22 protein-coding genes are annotated in these 25,338 nt (G+C 45.1%); all 22 read right to left on the reverse strand.

Annotation, left to right across the window (positions count from 1 at the left end; genetic code table 11):
• Positions 1–24: 24 nt before the first annotated feature.
• The 22 genes from VER99_RS12500 to VER99_RS12605 all read right to left on the reverse strand — a co-directional run bounded on the left by VER99_RS12500 (position 25) and on the right by VER99_RS12605 (position 25,338).
• Entirely contained in the window at positions 25–3,903 is a 3,879-nt protein-coding gene (locus tag VER99_RS12500; RefSeq protein ID WP_020334497.1) for a YhdP family protein, read from the reverse strand.
• Between the two features lie 11 nt (positions 3,904–3,914).
• A complete protein-coding gene (gene rng / locus VER99_RS12505; protein ID WP_014233095.1) occupies positions 3,915–5,384 on the reverse strand; it encodes a ribonuclease G in 1,470 nt (489 codons plus the stop codon).
• Between the two features lie 18 nt (positions 5,385–5,402).
• Positions 5,403–5,972 (reverse strand): Maf family protein, encoded by a 570-nt coding sequence (locus tag VER99_RS12510; protein WP_020334498.1) that lies wholly within the window; start codon positions 5,970–5,972, stop codon positions 5,403–5,405.
• Positions 5,973–5,976: 4 nt separating this feature from the next.
• Positions 5,977–6,465, reverse strand: a complete 489-nt coding sequence (mreD, locus tag VER99_RS12515) for a rod shape-determining protein MreD (protein ID WP_014233097.1) — start codon at positions 6,463–6,465, stop codon at positions 5,977–5,979.
• Positions 6,455–7,354 carry a rod shape-determining protein MreC gene (gene mreC / locus VER99_RS12520; RefSeq protein WP_020334499.1) on the reverse strand — a complete coding sequence of 300 codons (900 nt, stop codon included), beginning with the start codon at positions 7,352–7,354 and terminating at the stop codon, positions 6,455–6,457. The genes mreD and mreC overlap by 11 nt, the downstream gene beginning before the upstream one ends.
• Before the next feature lie 149 nt (positions 7,355–7,503).
• Entirely contained in the window at positions 7,504–8,547 is a 1,044-nt protein-coding gene (locus VER99_RS12525; RefSeq protein WP_324705637.1) for a rod shape-determining protein, read from the reverse strand.
• A 152-nt stretch (positions 8,548–8,699) separates the two neighbouring features.
• Positions 8,700–12,401 (reverse strand): DUF6701 domain-containing protein, encoded by a 3,702-nt coding sequence (locus VER99_RS12530; protein WP_020334500.1) that lies wholly within the window; start codon positions 12,399–12,401, stop codon positions 8,700–8,702.
• Positions 12,402–12,405: 4 nt separating this feature from the next.
• Positions 12,406–12,840 (reverse strand): hypothetical protein, encoded by a 435-nt coding sequence (locus tag VER99_RS12535; RefSeq protein ID WP_020334501.1) that lies wholly within the window; start codon positions 12,838–12,840, stop codon positions 12,406–12,408.
• Complete coding sequence (locus VER99_RS12540; protein WP_020334502.1) at positions 12,830–13,567, reverse strand: PilW family protein; 738 nt, start codon at positions 13,565–13,567, stop codon at positions 12,830–12,832. Before VER99_RS12540 ends, VER99_RS12535 begins: the two co-directional genes overlap by 11 nt.
• Positions 13,567–14,142 (reverse strand): type II secretion system protein, encoded by a 576-nt coding sequence (locus VER99_RS12545; protein ID WP_020334503.1) that lies wholly within the window; start codon positions 14,140–14,142, stop codon positions 13,567–13,569. The genes VER99_RS12540 and VER99_RS12545 overlap by 1 nt, the downstream gene beginning before the upstream one ends.
• Positions 14,139–14,627, reverse strand: coding sequence for a pilus assembly FimT family protein (locus VER99_RS12550; RefSeq protein ID WP_020334504.1), 489 nt, complete (start codon positions 14,625–14,627; stop codon positions 14,139–14,141). The genes VER99_RS12545 and VER99_RS12550 overlap by 4 nt, the downstream gene beginning before the upstream one ends.
• Before the next feature lie 124 nt (positions 14,628–14,751).
• Positions 14,752–14,982, reverse strand: coding sequence for a type II secretion system protein (locus tag VER99_RS12555; RefSeq protein WP_020334505.1), 231 nt, complete (start codon positions 14,980–14,982; stop codon positions 14,752–14,754).
• A 68-nt stretch (positions 14,983–15,050) separates the two neighbouring features.
• A complete protein-coding gene (locus VER99_RS12560; protein WP_020334506.1) occupies positions 15,051–15,533 on the reverse strand; it encodes a type II secretion system protein in 483 nt (160 codons plus the stop codon).
• A 288-nt stretch (positions 15,534–15,821) separates the two neighbouring features.
• Positions 15,822–16,277: a hypothetical protein gene (locus tag VER99_RS12565; RefSeq protein WP_020334508.1), complete on the reverse strand. Its 456-nt coding sequence runs from the start codon at positions 16,275–16,277 to the stop codon at positions 15,822–15,824.
• Between the two features lie 3 nt (positions 16,278–16,280).
• Positions 16,281–17,504, reverse strand: a complete 1,224-nt coding sequence (locus VER99_RS12570; RefSeq protein ID WP_020334509.1) for a type II secretion system F family protein — start codon at positions 17,502–17,504, stop codon at positions 16,281–16,283.
• Positions 17,505–17,512: 8 nt separating this feature from the next.
• Complete coding sequence (locus VER99_RS12575; RefSeq protein WP_020334510.1) at positions 17,513–19,237, reverse strand: GspE/PulE family protein; 1,725 nt, start codon at positions 19,235–19,237, stop codon at positions 17,513–17,515.
• Positions 19,234–20,334: a tetratricopeptide repeat protein gene (locus tag VER99_RS12580; protein ID WP_020334511.1), complete on the reverse strand. Its 1,101-nt coding sequence runs from the start codon at positions 20,332–20,334 to the stop codon at positions 19,234–19,236. Before VER99_RS12580 ends, VER99_RS12575 begins: the two co-directional genes overlap by 4 nt.
• A complete protein-coding gene (locus tag VER99_RS12585; RefSeq protein WP_020334512.1) occupies positions 20,331–21,176 on the reverse strand; it encodes an ExeA family protein in 846 nt (281 codons plus the stop codon). Before VER99_RS12585 ends, VER99_RS12580 begins: the two co-directional genes overlap by 4 nt.
• 44 nt (positions 21,177–21,220) lie before the next feature.
• Positions 21,221–22,900, reverse strand: coding sequence for a pilus (MSHA type) biogenesis protein MshL (gene mshL, locus VER99_RS12590; protein WP_024372853.1), 1,680 nt, complete (start codon positions 22,898–22,900; stop codon positions 21,221–21,223).
• 20 nt (positions 22,901–22,920) lie between these two features.
• Positions 22,921–23,253: a hypothetical protein gene (locus VER99_RS12595; protein ID WP_020334514.1), complete on the reverse strand. Its 333-nt coding sequence runs from the start codon at positions 23,251–23,253 to the stop codon at positions 22,921–22,923.
• A complete protein-coding gene (gspM, locus tag VER99_RS12600; RefSeq protein ID WP_020334515.1) occupies positions 23,246–23,896 on the reverse strand; it encodes a type II secretion system protein GspM in 651 nt (216 codons plus the stop codon). Before gspM ends, VER99_RS12595 begins: the two co-directional genes overlap by 8 nt.
• Positions 23,893–25,338 carry a hypothetical protein gene (locus tag VER99_RS12605; protein WP_020334516.1) on the reverse strand — a complete coding sequence of 482 codons (1,446 nt, stop codon included), beginning with the start codon at positions 25,336–25,338 and terminating at the stop codon, positions 23,893–23,895. The genes gspM and VER99_RS12605 overlap by 4 nt, the downstream gene beginning before the upstream one ends.

Genomic DNA, 25,338 nt, shown 5'->3' on the forward strand with positions numbered 1-25,338 from the left:
AATTCCTTTGAAAACTGAGGTGGTTTATTGCGCCTGCTCACGCAGCTTTTCTGGCAGCTTATATTCACCCTGACTACGCGATATCTCTTTAACCGTCGGTGATTCGAGCGGCCCTTTGACTTCATAGTTTACTTGAGTAAATACCTCAACCACTGGAGAAATAACCGTCGAGATAGCCAACACGTACAAAGCGGTTTGTGGCGCAACGGCGAAGGCTGTCAGCATTGGTAAGCCAGACGTGATATCAGGAGTAAATTTCACCTCAGCATCCACTAATCTTTTCGTTACGTCAGCCATGCCACGAATCTGCATTTCCCCGGCGAGCGCATCCATGACGATATCATTGGTGACGAAGATGCCATCTTGAATCTTGCCCGTGCCTGTAATCGAATTGAACGCCATTCCGTTATCAAATACGTCGGTAAAATCGAGCTGCATCTTACGAATGATAGAATCCAGGCTGAACAAGCCAAGCAGACGAGCCGCTCCACTTACTTCGCTGATGACCCCTTTGCCAAATTCCGTCGATACATCACCCTGTAGTGTTTGGGTTTTCATCGACCAAGGTGCGCCATCCCACTCCATATTGGCATTCAGTTCAAATGGCGCTTGCTGGATCCCTGAAGTAATGCCAAAGCGTTCCATAAGATCAGTATTGTTATCGCCTTTAACCTTGAAGCTCAAATTGGAATGACTGCGCTCGTCAGTCAGTTCCCACCAACCACTCATATCAATGCTGTTCTTGCCACTACTGAAGTTAAGCTTTTTCCACTCCAGACGATCATCGCTACGTTGCAAGTCAACATTCACCTTGCCCACTTTATACCCTTGCAACCAGAAATCATTAATTTTCAGTTTTAAGTTTGGCATTTCATCGTGAAATTGGCGGTCAAATTTGGTGATTAACGGCGCACTTTGATCTTCACTAGCAAAGATGGAGCTTCGCTCTTTCTCAATTTCATCGAAACCTGGAATGTACAAATGCAGATGATCTAACGATACCGACAAGTCATTCGGTTTCAGATAGTTCGCTGTGCCTTTGACTTCCTGACTGTTCACCCGCATTCGCCAGTTTTCTTTCTTTTTACTGGCATTAAGGTCAACGTCATGAAATTCAATCTTGGCGAGCCTTAAGCTCTGAGCCTCAATGTCTACCCGGGTTGGTAACGGGATTGTTGGCGTCTTCATATTGGAGAGCACTGAAGGGGCACTATTCGAAGGTACATTCAGCAATTCTAACCACTTGTCGACATCAATTTCATCAAGACGTATTGAGGCATCATGTCCGATAACTGGGGTCGTCTTGAAACCACCTTGTCCAATCATCAAATTGGTCGCTGTGAGGAGCGGTACCTCACCAGTAATATCTATCTCCGTCTGGTATTTTGCGTTAGGAATCTCCAAACGGGCAGAAATGTTCTCTTGGTTTCCTGATGCCTGCAACTTCGCCAGACCAGACTCACCGGCTTTTTTCGCTAGCGGATACGGATACTTACTGACGACTCGATTGAGTTGCGCTAGTACGTCAACTTGATAGGTAAAACCCACATCATTAAGCTGTAAGCCGATGTCCATTTGCCACGGTGCGTGACCAGAAACTAAGTTCAGCCATCGCTCCCCAACATAAGGTTTGAGAGGTTCTACGTCCCAGTCGCCCAGTGTATTGATAGTCACATCGTAGCCTTGCTCAGCACTTTCGCCGCGGAAGTCGACTGAAATTGGCTGCGTGATTAATTCTGCTGCGAGGCCTGACGTCGTAACCACATCATTATCAAAATTGATGCGTCCGGTGGCGTTTTCCAAAGTCATTGGCGGCGCATCAATATCGACGCGATTGTCTTTCAGATCCGCGTAACCCCACGCTCTAGGTTCATTTTCTTGATTAAACGGAATATTGAGCTGGAACTCCGAGTAAACCGAACCACTAACTTGTAACGCCGTCAACGCCGCACCGACCGAGTCAACTAATGGCGTCGCCATCATGTAATCGCGGACTTCATTACCCGGCGCTCTGGCTTTGGCTTCAATCTCAATATGTCCGTCCGGAGCCAGTCTCGGAATGCGGCCAGTAATTCGCTCAGCAGCAACGCCATTGAGTGTCGCCGACTTTGAATCCAGGTACATGGCATCATTTTCGAATAACAAGTCCAACTGCAAATCGGTAATAGGCGGCCAAGCAGTATCAAAGCTGAATTTTGCGTCTTTAAGGCCGACCCAAGCCTGAAACATACCGTTATGTTGCTTATACGGGAAATCGCCAAGTTCGCCGTACCACAGCAACTTGGCGGTATTCACTTTACCGCCTTGAATCGCGGTAGAGAGGTAATCGGTCAGATCTTGCCCTAGGGCTAAGGTCGGTAAGTAACGCCAGGTTTCGCCAGCATTGTACAGATCCGCCTCAGCGTAGAATGACAGGAACGGACTTTGGTCTTTCGGGAAATCTAAGCGGAAAGCACCCAAAACCTGTAAATCGGGAGTAGCGGCAGTCACTTTATCTGCCCACAAACGCCAACCTTGTTGGTCTTGTTGCCAGACAATCTCGACTTCGCCTTGCTTGATATTCAGCGGTGCCTGAAAAACGTCACCATAAGGGAAGACATCATCAATCACAGTCACATTGGCTTTAGCCTGATTAACGTTACCCGACACACTTCCCTGAACATGCTGGAAACCCGGCAACAGCTTCCACTGCGTTAACCCCAGCTCATCAAGCTCAGCGGAATAGCGTAACGTCTCCCATCCACCATTCATTGATAGACGGATATCTTCCAGTCGTCCTTTCGGCTCTATTTGATTGATAAATTTACTGGTCGACTCAGACTCTGGCGCAAGCTTTATCAGCGGCGTGATGGATTCAATATCGATTTCAGAGAGGTTAAGCGCCCACCCGGAAGGCTGCCAGTCGAACGCAACATCTAGCTCTGGCCATTGCTTTTCATCGGTACGAATTTGAAGTGAGTGACCATTTACTTTCCATCCATGTTTATCGGGCAGCAGCTTAAAGATACCGGATTCAATGAATAGTTCATGGCTGCCATTTTCGTTCCAGACTAACTCTGACGGCTGCAGCTCTACATAAGCGTAATTAGGCTGACTGTGTTTCAGGGTTAGCCAGGTATTTAAGCTCACTTTACCCGACTCGACGCCGGATTCCACTTGCATATACGTGGTTAGCCAAGGCGCAACAGAGACATCCTGAGCACTGACATAAAACTCACCCGAGACATCGCGCAATGAACCATGGTCTTTAAAGTTAGCACTTACCAACAGGGAGTTAATCTTAGCATCGGCGATACTAACCGTCCCTTCTGCTAGATGGCGCCTACCCTGATTGCTCCAACGGAGTCTTTCGATATCTAAGCGTCTCGTTTCACCGGAAACGGATTTATACCAGATACGCGAATTCGTGATGGTGAAGTCTTCAAACTGACGCAACAACAGTGAATCTAATTGGTCAATTAGCTTCACTTCACTTTCCTCGGATGTCGCCACGGGCATTTCGCTTTCAGCATTCGGCAGAAGACTGACGCTGCGAATATCCAGCGCTAAATTGTGGATAGTGAGATCCGCTACGACGGGTTTGAACTGAAGAAGTGACTGAATCAAATCAAATTCAATCTGAAGTTCATCAACGGCGAAACGCGCTTCCTGGTTGTTCGGCAGGTTCGCTTCTAAACCAAGTAACGCAATAGACGGGTGGCTGTTTTGCCAAGAGCCAGCAACGCTGGAGATAGAAAAGTCAAAACCTGTGCCTTGTTTGACCCAGGTTTTGATCTCATCTTGGAAATGGTCGAGCTGTGGTAATGTGACACGCAGTGTCGTTACGACAATCGCGAGTAAAACCAAAACAGTGGCTAAACTCCACGCACAAAATCGCCCCAAACGGTTAAAACCAAAATTCACAAATGTCCCAATTACATCATTACAACGTCAAACTGTTCCTGAATGTACAGAGGCTCAGCCTGAATTCGAACTTGCTTACCAATAAAGACTTCGAGTTCTGCCAGCGCATGTGACTCATCACCAAGTAACGCTTCTGCAACGAACGGTGACGCATAAACAACAAAGTTGTCAGCATCGTACGCTCGATTCACTCGGGTGATTTCGCGCAGAATCTCGAAACATACCGTCTCGACCGTTTTCACTGTGCCGCGACCTTCACAAGTAGGACAACCAGAACAAAGAATATGTTCAATACTTTCGCGCGTACGTTTACGAGTCATTTCAACCAGACCCAGTTGCGTAAAGCCGTTAATGTTGGTTTTTACGCGGTCTTTCGATAGCGCAGCTTCAAGAGAAGTGAGAACACGTTGACGATGTACTTCAGAGGCCATGTCGATAAAGTCGATAATGATGATGCCGCCAAGGTTACGCAAGCGCAGCTGACGGGCTATCGCCTGCGTGGCTTCAATATTGGTGTTGAAAATCGTCTCTTCTAAGTTACGACGTCCGACAAATGCACCAGTGTTAATATCAATGGTCGTCATCGCTTCGGTTTGATCGATGATCAGGTAACCGCCAGACTTAAGCTCAACTTTACGTTCCAATGAGCGTTGAATCTCGTTCTCCGTATCGTACATATCGAAGATAGGCTTATCGCCTTCATAAAGCTCAAGTTTGTCGGTCAGTTCAGGGACATATTCCGAGGTAAACTCTTGGAGATTGTCATACTCCAAACGCGAGTCGACCAGAATCTTATCCAGCTCTGTGCCAACAAAGTCACGCAGAATACGCTGCGCGAGGCCGAGCTCACCGTAAAGCGTCGAACGCGTTTTATATTTAGAACGACGCTCCATGACTTTAAGCCATAAGCGCTTTAAAAAGGCCGCGTCCTGAGACAGTTCTTTTTCATCCGCACCTTCTGCCGCGGTACGAATGATAAAGCCACCGTGTTCATCACAGTATTGGTTAACGACTTTCTTCAAGCGTTCACGTTCACGTTCACTTTCAATGCGTTGTGATACGCCTACGTGGCTTGCGCCAGGCATGAAAACCAGATAGCGGGAAGGAAGGGTAATGTCGGTCGTTAAACGTGCGCCTTTAGTGCCAAGCGGATCTTTAACCACTTGCACAACGATATCCTGACCCTGGCGAACCAGTTCAGAAATATCACGAACCTGAAACTGTTGCTTTTCGTTTTCGGCCACACACTCTGTATGCGGTACGATATCAGACGCATGCAAAAACGCCGCTTTATCTAAACCGATATCAACGAAAGCCGCCTGCATACCCGGAAGTACGCGGCTGACTTTACCTTTATAAATGTTACCTACGATACCGCGACGAGACTCGCGTTCGATATGAATTTCTTGTAGCACTCCACCTTCAATCATGGCCACACGAGTTTCACTCGGGGTCACGTTTAGCAGCAATTCTGCACTCATGTGCACACCTCAAAATAATTATAAAAATTCTTGAATTAGCTGATCGGTTTCGAACAAAGGTAAGCCTACTACTGCGTGATAACTGCCTTCGATTCGGGTGACAAAACGTCCTCCGAGTCCCTGAATACCATAACTTCCAGCTTTATCGCATGGTTCGCCTGACTGCCAATATTGTTCGATTTCTTCGTGAGTCAATGGCTTGAACCAAACATCAGTGATAACCACCACTGAATGTTGTTTTTGCGATGAAACGACACTCACCGCGGTCATTACCTGATGGCGACGACCAGATAAGCGAGTAAGCATACGCTTCGCATCTTCGAAATTTGTTGGTTTCTCTAACACGTGGTCATCACATACCACCACAGTGTCAGAGCCTAATACAACGGAATCAGGCTTAGCCAACGCTAAGCCTGCCTGAGCTTTTTCCAGAGAAAGGCGCAACACATATTCTTGCGCCTGCTCATGAGCCTGTTTGGCTTCCTCAACATCCGGTAATACGATGTCAAAATCGTAACCCAGTTGAGCAAGCAACTCCTTTCTTCTTGGAGAGCCCGAAGCGAGAACGAGTGATAAGCTTTTTTTCACACTTTTACCTAACGTGCCATGCTCGACGCACTCGTCGCATTAATAAAAACATCCATGGCCAAAGTATACAGTTTATTGCCGCCGTCCACAGGGATAATGGGTTAAATACTACGTCCTGGTTCAAATATTCCCCACAGAATATCAAAAGTTCCAGTAACACGGTAAAAAACGCAATTAAAATCGATTGTTGCCACAATGCCATATTACGGATTAACAAGAAATTCAGCGCGACCAAATAGATGATGATCGACATCATCATGCCCCGAATTCCCAATGTCGAACCGACTAATATGTCCCATATCAGGCCCAGAATTAAAGCACTACCAACGTTAACGCGGTTCGGCAGAGCCAACACCCAGTAACAGGTGACTAAAAACAGCCATGACGGACGGAATAGCTCCAGATCTCCCGGCCACGGAATAGTTTGCAAAACCAGCGCAACAAAGAAGCTAACGCCAATAACCATTCGGCTTCGAAATACATTACTCGCCATCAGTTACCTCTTGTTCCACTTGCTCTGAATCTTCATCAACATTGGATTGCAACACTTTGTGCTGACGATCTTCATTTGGCCAAATGAGTAGTAGGTATCGCAGACGATCAAACTCAACCACTGGCTCGGCTTTAATGGACGCGAACTCCTGACGAGTATCGTGATCCACGATAGTGACATTCGCAACCGGATAACCTTCTGGATAAATACCGCCTAATCCTGACGTCACTAACAAATCGCCAACCTGAATATCAGTACTGGTTGGAATATGTTCGAGCTGGATTTCATCCATTTCACCATTGCCGGACGCGATCACTCTAATGTCGTTACGGATAACCTGAACAGGAATGGCGTTCTTAGCATCAGTCAGCAGCAATACTCGAGCATTATGCGCAGCGACAAACGTTACCTGGCCCACAATGCCTTTTTCGTTGATAACTGGCTGACCCACGTACACACCGTCGATCTGACCTTTATCTATCACGACCTGATGGCGATAAGGTGACGTGTCGACCGCCATGACTTCCGTCACGACTTTCTTCTCATCGCGGACAAAGGATGATCCCAACAGTTTGCGTAAGCGTTGGTTTTCTTCTCTATATTGATCGAGCAAGATCAGCTCGCTTTTCAGACGTAGCACTTCTCGCTTTAAATTACGATTGCCTTCCACGAGCGTCTGACGAGTATTAAAACGCTCAAAGACACCATCGAACATACTACGAGGCAAATTAGCGGCATACTGAATTGGCGCGACCGCACTGTTCAGTAAAAATCGAACGTTAGAGAACGTATCCAGACGACTATCCGCCAGCATTAAGCTCGCCGACATGATGACAGCAAAAAACAGACGTAATTGCAGAGATGGTCCTCTGCCAAAGATCGGATTCATCTTGTTTTTGACCTGATTGCTTCCATAGCTATTGAGCCTTAATTGGCAACCTGAAATTTTGCATTAAATACGTTCAGGTATGGAGCATATTTGAATTACAGAGAGAGCAGAAATGAAGGTGAAGCTCGCTTTGAGCTCCACCTAAACTTTTATTCTTCAGAAAATAGATCGCCGCCGTGCATGTCGATCATTTCTAGTGCTTTACCGCCACCACGAGCCACACAAGTCAGTGGATCTTCAGCGATAACAACTGGAATACCCGTTTCTTCCATTAGTAGACGGTCTAGATCTTTAAGTAGTGCACCACCACCAGTCAGAACCATGCCGTTTTCAGAGATATCTGACGCAAGCTCTGGTGGGCACTGTTCTAGTGCAACCATCACTGCCGATACGATACCAGACAGCGGCTCTTGCAGCGCTTCAAGGATTTCATTTGAGTTCAGGCTGAAGCTGCGAGGTACACCTTCTGCAAGGTTACGGCCACGAACTTCAATCTCTAGAACTTCATCGCCAGGGTAAGCTGAGCCGATTTCGTGTTTGATTTTCTCTGCTGTTGCTTCACCAATCAAGCTGCCGTAGTTACGACGAACATAATTGATAACCGCTTCATCAAAGCGGTCACCACCGATACGAACAGAAGACGAGTAAACCACACCGTTAAGCGAGATAACTGCTACTTCAGTGGTACCACCACCGATATCGACCACCATTGAACCCGTCGGCTCAGATACACGCAGGCCAGCACCGATTGCTGCCGCCATAGGCTCATAGATTAGGTAAACTTCACGAGCGCCAGCACCTAGTGCCGATTCGCGAATCGCACGACGCTCAACTTGAGTCGAACCACAAGGAACACAAACCAAAACGCGTGGGCTCGGTTTCAGGATGCTGTTGTCGTGCACCTGCTTAATGAAGTGCTGCAGCATTTTTTCTGTCACGTAGAAGTCAGCAATCACGCCATCTTTCATCGGACGAATAGCAGAAATGTTACCTGGTGTACGACCAAGCATTTGCTTTGCTGCGTGACCGACTGCAGCAACGCTTTTTGCAGAACCTACACGATCTTGACGAATAGCAACTACAGAAGGTTCATCAAGGACAATACCTTGCCCCTTTACGTAAATTAGAGTGTTGGCTGTACCTAAATCGATAGATAGATCGTTAGAAAACATGCCACGAAGTTTCTTAAACATACTCTTCGTTCATCCTGCAAAGATATAAAAGACAAAAATTGTCCTAAATGTACCAATGCCTCGCTGTCACAGCAAGGTATTGGTACACAAACATGGGCGGAAAGCACCAATTTCTTGCAGTTTCCTAACTTAAGCGCAAAAACCGAAGTTTGTTACTGAGCAGTTAACCCCGGCTCACCACGGTAAATCACGCGATCGTTACCACGGTGAATACCGAAGGTGACGACAGAGGATGGGTTTTCTTCTCCTTTGCCTCTCCAGTTGTATTGGAGCCAAGGTAAACCATTTGCATCCAAGTCTAACCAAACCTGAGACTGTTGGCGTGGTGGATTACTACAATCCTGATGAGCTAATAACCTTTCATTTAAATCATTTGGTAATGTACCTTGGTCTACTTGAGCATCAGAAATAGTATTGTAGCCCTCAGGCTTGGTAACATCGTCGTCAACAACTTCAACTATAACATCACAACCAACTTCGTTACCTGGCCATATCACAGTCTGTTTCTCTAGTTCCGCCTCTATTGTCGTTCCACCATCATCAGCGTGCCGAACAAACCGAATGCCATTCCAGTACTCCACTCGCAATGGTACCGTTAGCCGGGAACCAGATCTCCCCCCAACATCATCTAAATTGATTCGACCATAACGAACATCCGGTTGAGAAAGAAGGCTTTGAGTATTACTTGTTGTCGTCTTCTCGGTCTCACCCTCAACTTTCTGAATATATTTAAATTGACTCGGATCCTTGAGTTCATTCTTTTCTTGTCTTATGGATAGTCCTATTTTAGTAACCGTAGGTTTTTCACCAATACCTGAGTTAAAAGGACCGTCGGGTAAAGCTAACTTACTCCACTCTATTGAGTTCGACCAAGACTTACTCCAAACTGCACCACTCCAATCTGATTTGTTGAACTCGCTCTCATCATCAATATTCAAGCGTTCAGCATAATCACCAGACAATTCAAAATTCACCTTGTAAGCATTACTAAACAAACCGTAATTCTGAGTCAGTTCGCCTTTACTACTAAAGGCGGAAACATCGAACTGAACAAGATCAAACTTCTGTTCCATATAAATGTAGGAAGCGTCTTCTTGAGTATCAGGATAGTCCCAAGTTGTCTTAGTGATTTTGAAGTGTTCTGGATAAAAACGACCGATATTTCGGTAGCCTAACTGTGTACATTCATACCACCCTTCTAATCCGATTGGCGAACTACACGTCGAATCATAATTTTTAGTGGATGCCATCACTTTTAAGCTACCGACATCATTCCAATATAAGTCGGTGAAGTTATATTGCTTGTCACCGTTTACTCTTGGCTGTAAGAGCGAATCATTGGAAACAAGCAGTTCATTGGATGCATAAGAGATCGGTGAAGCAACTTCGCTCGTTAGCTTCACTTGATTGCTAATGGAGCCATCTAAGAAAAAGTTGGACGTGATACTTGCGGCATTACACCATGCACTACTGGACTCAACTTCTCCGGTATTTTCTGCCTGATATTTTATTGGTAGCACTTGGATATCAAACTCTTCACCTGCTGCAATAAACGCTTTCCCTCCTGAGGAGGTGCCGGTTGCTGTATCAAGATTTGTATCAGCGGTTGAGCACAACGCGAATGCCCACGGTCGAGAGTACACCATGAAGTTCCCTTTCAGCGTCCCACTGCCTTCAATTGGACAACCTTCGATACCTGTGCAATCAAAATTAGAATCTTCTAGGCTTACTTTTATTTGTCCTGATTCATCAACCACGAACTCACTTTTCGCTGTTCCGTCAACAAATTTTGGCGCAAAAGTTACGTTACCTTTTGAACCGCTCGCAGGGACAATCCAAGATGATGTGGAAGTTAAAGTACCATTGTATCCGTTATCAACATCAACCACCCCACCATTATCATCACAGGCCAGAGTCTTTACTTTTACCACTTTCGACTTTCCTGCAACTACATACTGGTCGTCAGCTGAAAATTTAAACGGTACAAATTCGTAACTACCTGTGACTAAGGTATCGTCTTGATCACCTTCAATATAAGCACTGACAGAGACAACTTTATTCTCCTCTCCACTCTCGATCGAAAATTTTTCACTTGGGCTAGAATAACTTTGTTCAACACCATCGATAGAAACGACTACCGTACCGTTAAAATCTGATGCTAGCTTTCCATCAGATAAAACAGACACCGTCGGACTTATACCCTCACAAATCAGTGAAAATGCAGATTCAGGGGTAAGCTCAAGAGAATAATCATCCTCATTAGGTTCGATTGAGCTACAAGAGTAATCGGGCTTACTTACTTTAGAGGATCCTCGCATATCTAACCAAAGACTCGTGATCGCACCGTACATATGCTCACTGGTATCAAGAACTATACTCTTAGCCAGAATAAAGCCTTTGAATACCTGTCCTGAATTAGTCTTGAAATGAAAGCTCGCTTGCGGACCATAAATTACAGGTAAAGTGAGCTCTTTTTGATAAGTTCGATAATCAAAATAGGCACCTTCTAAAGCAAAGTCTGCATTCTTATTGAGGTAAGAGCCTGGTGGTTGGTCTGTACCCACGACATTAACGGTAACATTACTACCAAAAATAAGTTTTGGATTGGAACCGGTATTTATAAACGTTTTTACCGTTAGTTCTGCATTGTCACTGAAGTAAAGGGACAGATCATTGCCTGAATCATAAGAAAACCTTTCGATCACTCGTTTCCCGTCCAACTGAAGCTCTACCGTCTTATTAGTGTTGTAACCTTTAATATCTAGGCTCTTCAGGTCGCGCTTCAGGCGAATCACAACCTTTCCCCCAGACTCAGTGAACGAGCAAGCATCAGATTCCGACAAACACACTTTGCCATAGAAGTTCGCGTCAGTTTCTTTCATGCGAATAACTAGAACGCGACTGGAATTAAAAGCAGCAGCAAGAGGCGTTGGTGTCTGTGCTTTGCGACTTTCAACTAAACCATCGTTGCCTGCCAAACTGCCATCCCCTGCGACACCATCTCCAGGGAGACAGCCCATAGCATCGTTACAAACCTTTGAATCTGGGTTTTGATAAAGTTGCCAAGCTTGGCCCCCTTTATCAAAACCTATACGCAGAGTGGACCATTCACTTCCGTTCTCCCAGTCCTGCTTATAGGTATAGTAGTTTTGACTATCTGCCAAATATTCATCTGACCAGCCTGTAATCCTTACTTCCTTGTTAGTAACCACAAGCTTACTTTGACTCTGTTTCCAGCCTTGAATCGGTTCAGGAAACGATTCACAAACATTGTCAGGTACTGAAAATTCTGGCTCTGGATTAGGTTCTGGTCTCGATGAAGGTCTACAGTTTAAATCGAATAAGTCTTCATCTTGTTCGAAAAACACATCAGAGCTGTTCGACAGATGATCAAACTCAACTCTACTTTCGATTCCTGGTTTAAGAAGTGTTGTTCCATCATATAAAAAGTAAGACAAGTTTACGGTGTAACTATTCCCGCTCTTTTCGATATCATTAAATTCAATACGAATGGTATAAACTGTATCCCCATCTAAATGGTCTTCGTCTTCATTAAAAATACCATCGACATCGTCATTGGCAGACCATAAACGGTATAAAACACTTTTGCCATTGCCATTAACATTACCTTCTTTTTTTAGATAAATAACATCCTCTTTCAGTTCTATTGTGTTGTCTTTTTTCCCTCGAACATAAAATTTGATGTCATCAGTATCGCAGTCATCGCAATACTTAGCTTCAATAGCAAATGAATCTTTGAGTTTTACACGACACGACTCAGTCTCATCCCAATCGTCAGCATGAGAAAAAAACGGCATAGTTATCAAAGCAAACATTAAGACTATCTTGTTCATTGTTCTACTCCCTAACCCAAACTTCTTGCTGTCGCTGTACTTGAGACAGTCCAGAACCACAAATGGCTGTTGCTTGCACTCTAAATAAAGACTGTGCCTCTGAGGTTCCCTCATTCAGAACCCCCAACCTTAAACAACTCATCTTATTAATCCTACATGCCGTATTCTGTGTAACATTAGGGGTTGCACCACTGACTTGATCAACACAAATTGTTGTTACGCTATCACTTGAGCCGTTAAGCGGGTACAACTGTGTCAGCGCCCATTCGTTGGCAGATTGAGCGACAAACCAAGCTTTTGTGCCTAAAAACTCCCTGGTTAGTCCACTTTGATTTGACCAACTGATTCTCATAAGAGAGGCGGCTAAATAACCCATAACGATAATGACAAAAAGCACCACGATAAGTACATTACCTTGCTGATTTCGTTTACGGAACATTGAGCACCTGCACGTCTTGCTGATACACACTACGCTCCCCATCCTGTAAAAACTCTAAGTTAATATGTACTAGTCCACCACGTTGTAGAGTTGGCTCAACATAACGCATGTAACTCGCTGAGGTATCAATACTATCCGTGACAATGACATTATTACGAAGTACTCGGCCATTATCGAAACAATAACGAACTTCAGATTTATCTTGGTAAATGTAATGGCGGCTAGAAATAGAGTTAGAGCTGATGCCGCTTTCATCTATAGAAACAATAAAAGGCTCATCAACTTTATCTCTTGATATATTTTTTAATTCAATTCGTTGAAATGATTCTGGGTTATCTGGATCTTTTGGGAAAAGATCTTCATACCGACTGGGATTTATCACCAACCAGCGCTTGCTAGGAATGCGTTTTAGATTAGTATCGTTGCCAATAAGAAACTCCAGAGTACTACCACTAAAAGCATAAAAGCCTGAATATTCAATAGGTACAAACTCCAAACAATTGCTTGTCCCATCTGGCTCATGAAAACTATTTGGCACGGCATGGCGAATTTCACGGGACATTTTCTCGATCACAAACTGTGCTTCTGTCTGCACTCGCTGACGGTCAATGCTGTCTGCATAACCTTTTATCCCTAATTTAATATAACCGGCAATACCCAACATGATGATACTACCGATAACTATCGTAATGACCATTTCAATTAAAGTGAAACCACGCTCTTTCATTAGTAGTTCCCTTTTAAAGCTGTTAAAGTCAGTGGTTGAGTCGTTCCCGCAAAGATAGTCAAAGTCACTTTTTTATACTTAGGTAGAGAACTTGTCTCCGAGCCACCTAAATCATCATAGGCAACTTGGACTTCTACTCTAAAGTTTTTATATTGTTCCGCACTATCTTCTCCAACGTTCGCCAAAACATCGGTAATATTTCCTCGAGACACGCTCTTACATTGAGCGAGCGTATTAGGAGTACTCCAGCAACCGATAAAATCATCAACATCATTAAAATCTGTAGGAAGTGACTCCCCTGTTTCAGCGCCAAGCTCTTCAGACGGGGTGCAATTGACGGAGTTCTCACCACAACGAACCAGCCCACCATCAAAGTTACTGTTGTCGTCAAAACCACGCGCAAGAATTTGTGACATAAAGCTTTGAGCTAGAGCAGAGGCACGGGTTTGATAATGGGGATTGGCAGAATCTCTAACCTGAGGAACGAGAAAAGAGGTGAATGCCACCATCGCTATGCCCATTAAGACAATCGCGATAATCATTTCAATTAAGGTCATGCCGCGAACTTTTTTCATAAGCACAATCCTTTTGAAACATAACCTTGGCTGTTGATATCAACTTCACAACGACTGCCGCCATTCTTATTCTCAATGAGAATGGAGACACCGCTACTTGCCGAGTTCAGGGGATTTCCAAGTAAGCTAAAATCAATGGGTCTTTCGACATCACCTTTAATGGAGAACTGAGTAGAATCATCAGCGACAAAATCACTACGAGAATCTTGCTGACTATCTCCAAGCGCACAGGCGGCCACTGAGCCAATACATGAACTTGAAACTTGTAGACGAAAATTGTCATCTGAGTCATCAATATTCGACTGCATTCGATTGACTTGTACCTGACGAATCACAGAAATGACTTGCTCCTGAAGTACAAATGCAGAAAAGCTGCTCTTGCCGATAAAACGACTAGCCGCAAAGAGAGAAAGGATGGAGAGAAGAACGATCACTAGGATCAATTCTGTTAATGTAAACCCTAATGTAGAGCTGCGAATTTTCATAACCCGACCTTAGGCTAAAACTTAGGACAAGCGACTTAAGTATACGATGAATTTATGAGTATTATGATAGGTTTATCAGTTTTCAATTCGAATTGCGACCAAGTGTACAAATAATCAGCACAGGTTATTTGTCTGCTTTTGAGCGTCCTAATTCTTGTTCAATTCTATCGTAGGTTTCTTTATTACTTAGCGTCTCAGAAACATGCTCAGCGGTTTGCTTGGTTTGTTCCCATTTCGCTTCGTATGTCTTTGGTTCAAAACTGATAAATCTTGGTAATACCACATAACCGATTACACCTAAGATAATGAGCACAACCACAAATTCGATTGCACTAAGACCCGATGATTTACGCATATGAACTATTCCGAGATTAATCAAAATAAAGAGATAAAGGCCAGACTAGCTGGCCTTTAAATTTATCTTTATGGTGTAGCAGTACACGTTGTTGCATTTTCACTAACAACGGCTGTAGCTGGAGTGGTAGCAGTCGCTTCCGTATACACAACACAACTACCAGTGTAGTTTGCAATTCCATAGGTAATAGTGCCACTAGTACCAATTACCCCACCGGTACTTAAAACAACAAAGTCTCCAGATTGATCAAATGCTGCGCCAATACCATTTGTATCGTCAGCAGTTGGGTATCCATACGAGTGTTGCACACCTTCAATTTCATTTATTGACGTACCTGTTACAAACTGAACGTCTTCAATTCCATCGATTGCTGCTTTACCATAAGAAATCCCCATAGCTCCTACAATTGCTCCGCGCAATCCATCAATAGTCGCATTACGCGCATCATCTTGCAGGTTTAAGAAACGTGGTGCCGCAGTTACCGCTAGAATACCTAGGATTACAATTACCACTACTAGTTCGATAAGGGTGAAACCACCTTGTCTTTTCATTGTTTACTCTCTCTATGTAAGCATGCAGTAAGACTGCAACAGATAAATTTGGTGACACCATTTGTAAAGGAGACAAAATGGCGTTGGGCTTTAAAGTTCACTAAGTCAGATAGCGAAATAGAAACGGAACTGCTCGCGAAAAATAGTGACAGTTGACCATCATTTGGTTGCAAACGCAACGCGTTTAATATGCATTCATTTGCTCAACATTACAACTATTTACCTATCTTAATCCGAGTATTATATCTATTTTATCTGCTTGTTTATAGTACTAAAGTGTCAAAAAAATTACTCCGACAATATTTCGACACTTATTAGGTCATTCGTGTTAGCGGTGACTATCACCTTGTAAGATTTTTTGTATATATAGCTGCATATATAAAGGCCATTTTTTATCGCCCCACCTATTTCGGACGGTTCAATAGTCATGATCTTACGCTGAGGGTAATGAACCGCTAACCAGTAATCACAATCTAAGTCGCCTTGTTTGCTAAAGGGAGAGACTAGCCCTCCTTCTGTCATTGTTAGGAGAAAACCGTCCATCTCCAATTGTTTTGGCTCACCTTGCAGTAGCCAGGCTTCTCTATAGCGCTGAACACTATCGAGCATCCAGACTTTCGCCAACCTTGCACCTGTCACTCGCGCTTCTTTTGCAACTGTTTGGAATTTAAACACTAATCCAACAAAAATAATAGCGACCAGGCCGCAGAGTATCAGCGCGGCTCGGTTTTGATTTTCAACCACGCATTAGCCGCCTTTGATGATGTCCAGCATCCCCCACATTGGCAGGAATATACCAAGTGCCAGCACCATAACCATGCCTGCCACGATAACCAAAAGTAACGGTTCTATCCGTGCCGTCAGTGTTTTGAGATCGTAATCCACTTCTCTGTCGTAGTAATCGGACACTTCAAGTAACAACTCATCAATGCGGCCCGTTTCTTCCCCCACCGCGATCATCTGGATCACCAATGGGGTAAAAATCTTACTGTTGATGGCCGTAACAGAGATTGTGCTACCCGCTTCAATGGCTGACTTCATCTCTAAAATACGGTTTTCTAAAAAGCGGTTACCTAATGCTTCAGCAGAAAGTGCCAATGACTGATTGAGCGGTACACCCGACTTCAACATAAGAGCGAAGGTGCGAGAAAAACGTGATAACTGGGCTCGATTGACAATATCTCCAACGATCGGCAAGCGCAGACGGAATCGGTCAAACGCCTCCCGACCATCTGCCGTCGCAACCCAAGATTTAAAGATAATAAATCCCGCGATCATCATAGCGATAAGCAGTACCCAATAATTCACAAAGAAGTTAGAGGTCCCAATCAAGATGCGAGTTGGCAATGGCAGATCAACGCCAAAACGCGTGAACATAGAAGCGAACTCAGGAATCACCAATATATTCAGCACAAACATTGCGATGGTAATGAATACGATAACAAACGTTGGATAGCGCATCGCCGCTTTAATTCGCTTACGGGTTTCCAGCTCCTGCTCATAATAATTGGCCAGTTGTAATAACGCCTGATCCAACCGACCCGTGTTCTCGCCCACGTTAATCATCGACACAAACAGAGGGCTGAACACTTTGCGGTGTTGCTGCATCGCAGATGACAAACTGCGGCCATTACTCAGCTCAGAAACCACATCTTCTAGCGCTTCTTTAAGCTGTTTGTTTTCGCAGTTTTGCAGTAATCCCCGCATTGAACGTAGTAACGGCACACCCGCTTTAATCAAACTGAACAGCTGGCGGGAGAACAGAATAATCACTTCTAATGGAATAGCCGGAACCAGTAGCTGCGACAAGCTAAACTGGTTTTTCATTCCTTCTTTCTCTAAACGTACATTTAATGGGATCACCCCTTTATTCATCAACGCTTCAGCAGCAGATTCAGAGTTAACCGCTTCGATTCTGCCACGGGTTGATGAACCGTCTAGAGTACGACCTTGATAACGAAAAGTTGGCATTCACTTACCTATAGTAAAATTGGGTCAGTTTTACCAGAAGCATCCCCTTCACCAAGGGCCATGACTTCATCCAAACTTACGGTGCCTTGCAGTGCGAGCTCCATCGCCGAAGCCAATAGTGGTTTGTATTTTTCGGATCTACGTGCCACCTGTGCAAAGCCAACCGCATCGTTAGCACGCAGTTTATCCATCATCTCGTTTTCTAATTCGAGCATTTCAAATACACCGATTCGACCACGGTAACCCGTCAGGTTACAGTTTTGGCAACCGCTTCCTTTGTAGAAAGTCACGCCGACTTGATTAGGGAAACGTCCAGCTAACCATTGCTTACGTGATTCATCCAAACTCTCTTCTGTTTTACAGTCTGGGCAGACACGGCGGACAAGACGCTGGGCAACCACTGCTCGTACAGCACTCGCCACCAAGTAACCTGGCGCGCCCATATCAATCATTCGCAGGGCACTGTCGATAGCATCGTTCGTGTGCAGTGTACTGAGTACCAAGTGGCCGGTCAGTGCAGCACGTAAACCTATCTCTACCGTTTCTTGATCACGCATCTCACCAACCAGAATGATATCCGGGTCCTGACGCAGAAACGTGCGCAGCACACGAGAGAACGTCAGATCGATACGGCTGTTGATCTGAACCTGAGTAATTCGCGGCAATCGATACTCAACCGGATCTTCTGCGGTGATGATTTTCTTTTCGGGCTCATTTAACTCGCTCAGAGCGCCATACAATGTGGTCGTTTTACCGGAACCGGTCGGCCCGGTGACCAGAATCATCCCGTGCGGGCGAGACAATTGACGTCGCAAGCGAGCAAGTAATTCAGGAGGTAAACCTGATTCTTCCAACGGACGTAAACCCACAGACTGGTTAAGCAGACGCATAACCACTGACTCACCATATTGAGTCGGCATGGTCGACATACGAATATCAATCGATTGTCCGCGAACTTTGATATTAAAACGGCCATCTTGCGGCAAACGTTTTTCAGAAATATCCAGCTGAGCCATTAACTTCAAACGCAGAACCAGCGCAGAAGCAATCTTGACTTCATTTAACAGCGTTTCATGTAACACACCATCAATACGCTGACGAAGACGCAGTACTTTGTCATCAGGCTCAATATGAATATCTGACGCACCGACCTGAACCGCATCTTCAAACATGGAGTTAACCAGTTTTACTACCGTTACTTCTTCACTGTCAGTCTCGTCGATTCCGTAATCAAAGCTCTGTACATCCTGGTGCTCCGCCTGTAATTGCTCAGCAAATGAAGCAATCTCTTTAGTACGACGATAGTAACGATCAAAGCTGTCGATCAGTTGGCGTTCCGACGCAATGATAAATTCCAGACTGTATTCGCCAAGCAGATTCATTAGCGACTCTTGCGTGAACAGATCCGCAGGATCACTCATCGCAACACGCAACGTGTGGCCATTTCGAGCAACCACCATCGCGCGCAGTCTACGAGCATGAACTTCAGGTAAGATTTGTACGGCTTCAGGATCGACCGGAGCTCGGCCAAGATCAATCAACGGCAAGCCTAGCTGCTGCGATAAGAAATTGAGCATCTGTTTCTCGGTGATAAAACCAAGGTCAATCAGCGCATCACCCAATTTCTGACCTGTACTGCGTTGTGCCGTTAGCGCTTGTTGAATCTGCTCTTCGGTGACAATGGCTTCATCAACCAGAAGGTCACCCAAGCGTTTTCTTAACTGAATTTTCATTGCGCATTCTCCAACTGCTTAAGAACCGTCAATCGATCGCGAATAAAGGCTTGTGACTGGTTCGATATCCCAACTTTCCCCAGCGCTTTATTGTATGAGTTGATAGCCGAAGAGAACTGCAGTGCTCGCTCCTGCTGTATACCTAACCCCATCCACCAACGAGCATTTTCTGGATCGCGCTGGGTGAGCAATTGATAGCTCTCCAATGCAATTTCATCCTGCTTCTGCTTTTGTGCCAACACGGCACGCATTGCCAAATAATCTCGATTTGGCATTGGCGGCATGTGAACCAACGGGCTAAGCGCCGCTTGAGGCTGTTTGGCTTTGACCAACAGCTTGGATAACGCCAGTCGCAGTGTTTGATTGTTGATGTCTAGGCTGATGCCTTCCTGCATAATTTCATAAGCTTTTCTCGTGTCACCTTTTCCAAAATAAAGCGCCGCGAGTTTTTGGCGTGTATCTACATTGGTTGGTTCATAGCGCAGGGCTTCTTGGTACGCAGAAAGCGCGGTTTGCATATCATTGGCATCCAAAGCTTTCTCTGCTCGACCTAACGCTTTGATCGCTAACTGATGATGCGTCAGCTCAACTTGTTCGATATTCATCGAACTTTCAATACCAAAGCCTGATGGAGCACTTTCACTTGGAACACTAGCAACTTGAGCAAGCAGGATTGGCGCTTGCGCAACCGCTCTCACTTCTTGTCTTGGAGTAAACGAGTCCACTTCAGGTGCAGGAGTCTTTGGTACTGGTTCACTTTTTGTTACTGGTGCTTCAATAACTTGCTGTTGTTGAGCTGGCGTAGTGTAAACCTGACGACTTGTCTCTGGCGTCATTTTACTGGTCGGTGAATAAGCAGGTTCATCAAGCGTGGATTTAACCTGCAAGCCTTCCCCTAATTGATATTGTGCGAATTCATCTGATGCAACCGGACCTCGAGATACAGCCCAGCCTCCGACCGCAAGGCTCAATGAAAACCCCGCCACCAGCCATAACCAAGGCTTGCTGCGAGAAACATGGGGTATCTCGGCCCTGGTTAATTCAGACGGTGATGTTTTTTCTGTAATTTCTGATAATGCTTTATTGATGGCACTCAAGGTTGACTCCATCCCCAGAATACGGGTGTTTTAAATTTGGGTTTACGGGCATCAAATGTGTCGTGTATTGCTAGATAAACGTGCTGATTTTTCAATAAAGTACAACCTTCGTTAAACGCCGCTAACAGGGCTTTATGGCAGATTTGATTAATCAGCCTTGGTATGCCCATTGCTGAACGCCAAATCGCTTTTTTCTGCTCTACTGAAAAGATATGAGCTCCATTTCCTGCAATATCCAGACGATTATTGATGTATGCCACTCCCTCATCGAGTGAGAGTGGACGTAACTCACAGCTGAACGTAATGCGCTGGCGAAACTGTCTCAGCTCATGAGTCGCTAAGCGTTCATCAAGCTCTGGCTGACCAAATAACACGATCTGGATCAGCTTGTCATGTTCAGTTTCTAAGTTGCCAAGCAAGCGTAATGCTTCTAATGCCTGAGGAGAAAGTGCCTGCGCTTCATCCACAATCAGTACCGTTTTCTTGGCTGATGAATGAACGCGAATCAAATGTTCCTGAATGAGTGACACAATAAGTAAAGGATCGTTGTTCTCTATCCCTAATTCTCTGGCGACAGCGAACTGTAACTGCTCACCATTTAAGACTGGATTCGGCAGATAAACCAACTCTACTTGTGAATCCAACTGCTCAATCAGCTTACGGCACACCATGGTTTTTCCGGTGCCGACTTCTCCAGTTACCTTAATTACCCCTTCCCCCATTTGAACTGCGGCCAGAATGGTCTGAATCGCTTCATAATGAGGGACTAACCCCAAAAACATTTCTGTGTTTGGGGTTAGTGAAAAAGGCTGAACTCGAAATCCAAAATGCGACAAGTACATATTCAAATCACAAACATTTTGAACAACTTAACGTCTCAAAGCCGTTATTCCGCATCAGGGAACCACTCTTGCAGCAGATCACGCGAGCGTTCCAGCTCTTTTTGCCAAGAGTTCACACCAACTACCGTCGGTTTAAGCAAAATCACTAACTCGGTTTTTTGTGTCACGTTGTTCACATTACGGAACAGGTGCCCAAGAGCTGGAACATCGCCCAGGAAAGGAACTTTAGATACTTGTTCTAAGTTCTGCTGCTTCATCAGACCGCCAATCACGACAACATCACCATCTTTGGCACGAATAACAGAGTCAGACTCACGAATCGAACTTTTTGCCAGTGGCAACTGCACATCTTCGAAATCTCCGCCAAGGTTCAGAACTTTAGTTTCTTCTTCAACCTCAATCACCGCAGGGTGAACATGGAGGAACACATTGCCTTTATCGTCGATCTGAGGCGTCACATCGAGTGATATACCAGAGAAGAAAGGCGTTAGCTCCACCTCTGGTACGGCATTTGAGTTATCACCGTTACCCACGTTACTTGAAAGCTCGGTAACAAAATATTGGTCTGTGCCTACTTTTATGACCGACTTTTGGTTGTTCGCTGCGGTTATGCGTGGACTTGATAGCACATTGAGGTCACCCTGGGTCGACATGAAGCTCAAGACGGCATCGAAGTTACCATCAGAAATGGTGACGTTCGTCTGGCCACCCAGCAAGTTACCGATCGTATCTAAGCCTGGTAACGTTGGTATTGTAACTCCAGTACCTGGTAACGTTGTTCCACCAGCGTAAGGACGACCCAAAGAGACACCACCAGAGCCAATCGACGCAGATAAGTTAGACCAGTTAATGCCTTGCTGATATCCGTCACTCAACGTCACTTCCAAAATTTTGGCTTCGAGAATGACCTGGCGCTGCATACGTTCTTGAGAAACCCCCAAGAACTCACGTACCTGACGAATGTCATCAGGAAACGCTCGAACCGTAATGACGCTAGCCTGTGGCGTAACGACAACGCTTTGCCCTTTGCCCGAGCCAATCAGGTTTGCGACCGCTTGTTGCAACATTGGCCAGAAATCACTTTCAGTGACCGTTTCAATGCGCGTGCCACCGGTTGGAGACGTTGAGCTATCACTACTGTTTTCAGAGTCTGACGAACTTGACGAGCTTGAACTGTCTGAGCTACCTCCGGAGTTGGACGTCCCCGCAGAAGTAACAGAGCCCGTACTGATGCTCGTTAGTGAGCGGCCAGTGCGTTTAAACTGCAAATAATCGACAGGAATCGTTACCGTGCGCATGCCCGCTGGATAAACTTGGATCACTTTGCCTGATTTAATCACATCATAGCCGTACATGTTCTGCACAACACTCAGTACTTCATCTAAGGTTACATCAGTCAAATTAACGGTAATATTGCCCGCAACGGCCGGATGAATCGCGGCACTGTATTCAGTTCCTTTGACGAGTGAAGCAAAAAAGCTTCTCGCTTCAACGGCGTTCGCCTGAATACGAAAACGCTTGGATGTCGCTTGCTCCGAAGACGAACTGGTATCTAAGTTCGGCATTAGGTCGGCTTCAACAGAAGAAGGCAGCTCTTCTAAAGCTCGACTGTTGGCTTGATTGATCGACTCATTGAGAGCTTGTTTCACTTCAACAGGATCTCGATGCCCCATGGAACATCCCATTAAAGAAGCAGTAATAATTCCTACAACTAATTTGCGCATATCTGATCAGGCTCTGACTCTTATTTTTTTACGTTTAAACCAAAAAGCTCCAGCTTCCACTGACGGTTACTCTGCTTTAAAGTTACAAATTCACTGGTGATACTCACCACGCGATAACCTTTGAACAGTTCACCCTGCTCTACAATTTGGTTATCCATAATGGCGCTACATTGGCTGCCAACTTTACAAACAATGCTGTTTAGTGTCGGTAGCCTCGACCGTTTTTTTGTTGGTTTGGCGTTAGATTCGGCAGCCGGCTTCTGCCAGCCAAGTGGTGCGGTAGGGTCTTGGTCTGCCCATACTCCTCCCGCAATGACCGTTAAGGCTATTGAGATAATGAATTTCTTAACCACCGATAAACGCCTCTCTAGAGCCTAATGTGTACACTTCCAACACTAATGTTGCTTTAGGATATTCATCCACTTTGTAATAAAAACTGCGCCAGTAATAGCTTGCAGGTAGCTTTTCCAACTTACCCAAGTAATTCGCAATAGAGAAGTAATCTCCCGTCACTTCCATACGCACAGGGTGTACGTAGTACCCTGAATATTGAGATACTTCTTTGTCGTCAGAGATCGGCTCTGAAGGCAACGTTTGCAAAGAGACTAAATGAATCCCCGTTTGTTGCTCTAACACTTGCTCAAGTAACCCCGCCATCTGCGAAGGGGTAATAAGGTGCTCAATGATCTCTGAAAGCTGCTGCGAAAGGCGCTGGCTTTCAGCAAGCAGACCTGAAACCTGCAAATCAATTTCCGAATTTGGATCTTTCTTTAGCTGCGCTTGTATACGCAAAATATCAATCTCAGTTTTTTGGTTGGCCTGCTTTAAGTTACTCAGCTGTTTTTCATTGTTATTTATTTGGTTAAGTTTAGGTTCGAGCACGAGCGTGAACAGCAGCATCACCACTGTCACCAAACCACACAAGGCGATCAGTATTTTTTCTCGTGCACTCATTTCACCAAAACGTTCTTCCAGAGAAAGCCAGAACTCGTTCATTTCTTTTTCTCCTCCCCGGCCTTCAATTCAAACGTGACAATACCTTTTTCATTGCGACCAATATTCACGTCATCGAAAGTACGACCAACAAGGTTGATCTCATCTTTAAATCGGTTCACCCAGCTAGGCACTGAGCTTGGCGCTTTAGCCAACCCCTTTAAGTTCAGGGTATTATTGTTAATTCGAATTTCTGATAAAGAAATCTCTCTATTGCCTAACTTAGCAAGAGAATGCATGACACCGGAGTACCCTGTCAGTTGTGAGTCGTCATATTTCCCGACCGCTTTTAGCGAGTCTCGCTTAGCCTTCACAGTGCGCTCAAGACGCTCTTTCGCGGCTAACTTACTGGTGTCAGGCTGATGCTTGCGTAACTTGACCTGAGCTCTCTCCAGCTCAGACTTCATGATCTCGCCTTTGCTCTTCACAATGGCAATTTCATCTTCTAATCCTTCACTCTGCCAGGTTACGTAGCCATAGGACAGAAAAATAGCCGCCGCCGCAACCCCCCAAGAAATCACCACATTTTTTAAAGTCAGAAGCTCTTTTTTCGGCTTTAAGTAGTCAGGGTATAAGTTAACGTGTAGCGCGTTAGCTGCTGTCGCAGTATTGGCCAGCACATGTCCTGATAACTCATTATCTTCATGAATTAATGGCGAAACTTTAGTGCTCAGGCGGTAATTAAGAGATTGAACCAGCTCGTGTTCATCTTCTTCATCACAGCACACTTTCATCTGATGCAGTTGGACATGGCGTAGCTGTGAAGACAAGTAGTCAATCGAGCGCTGAAGTTCCAATGACAGACTGTCCATTTGCAGCTCAGTGGAAGGAACACCAGTCAACGGCGGCGTCACACTGCGAATGGAACGATGAAATGCAATCGTACGTTCGACAAATGCACTGATGCGGAAGTGCCCTCGAACACTGCGTTGCAGCAAAATGAAATTACCGAGCTCCCCTGCGGTATGACCCCAAACGCAGTCTTCAGGAATAATAGCGTCTAATGACAGCTGAGCGTGATTCGCGATCTGCACAAGCTTATCAAGTGTTTTTCTTGATAACACATACGCCTGAACCTTACTCGAGTTTGGCAGTTCTACAGCGTCCGCAACGATATCTATTGCGCGTTCCGAAATAAGCTCTTTCAACAAAAACGGCAATGCAGCAGGCCACTCGTGACGAGGCATTGCTGGTTTATCGATTTGGTACATCTGGTAGTAGTTGTGAGACAGTACTACCTTTAATGAATCGTAAGAACTGGCTGCGACACTGAGTGCCTGCTCAACCGCTCTCTCCCAGTTTGAGTCAGAGACTTCAAACCGGGTCGGTCGGGCACTTTTCAGTGATGATGATAAATAGATTGCGTCTGGCTGAATAACTAAAAAACAAGCGCGACCGCTACCTGACGATCGCACAAACTTGTCTACTACTGCTTTAAGATCCAT

Origin of the sequence: Vibrio natriegens NBRC 15636 = ATCC 14048 = DSM 759 (assembly GCF_035621455.1) — a bacterium.
Lineage (GTDB): Bacteria > Pseudomonadota > Gammaproteobacteria > Enterobacterales > Vibrionaceae > Vibrio > Vibrio natriegens.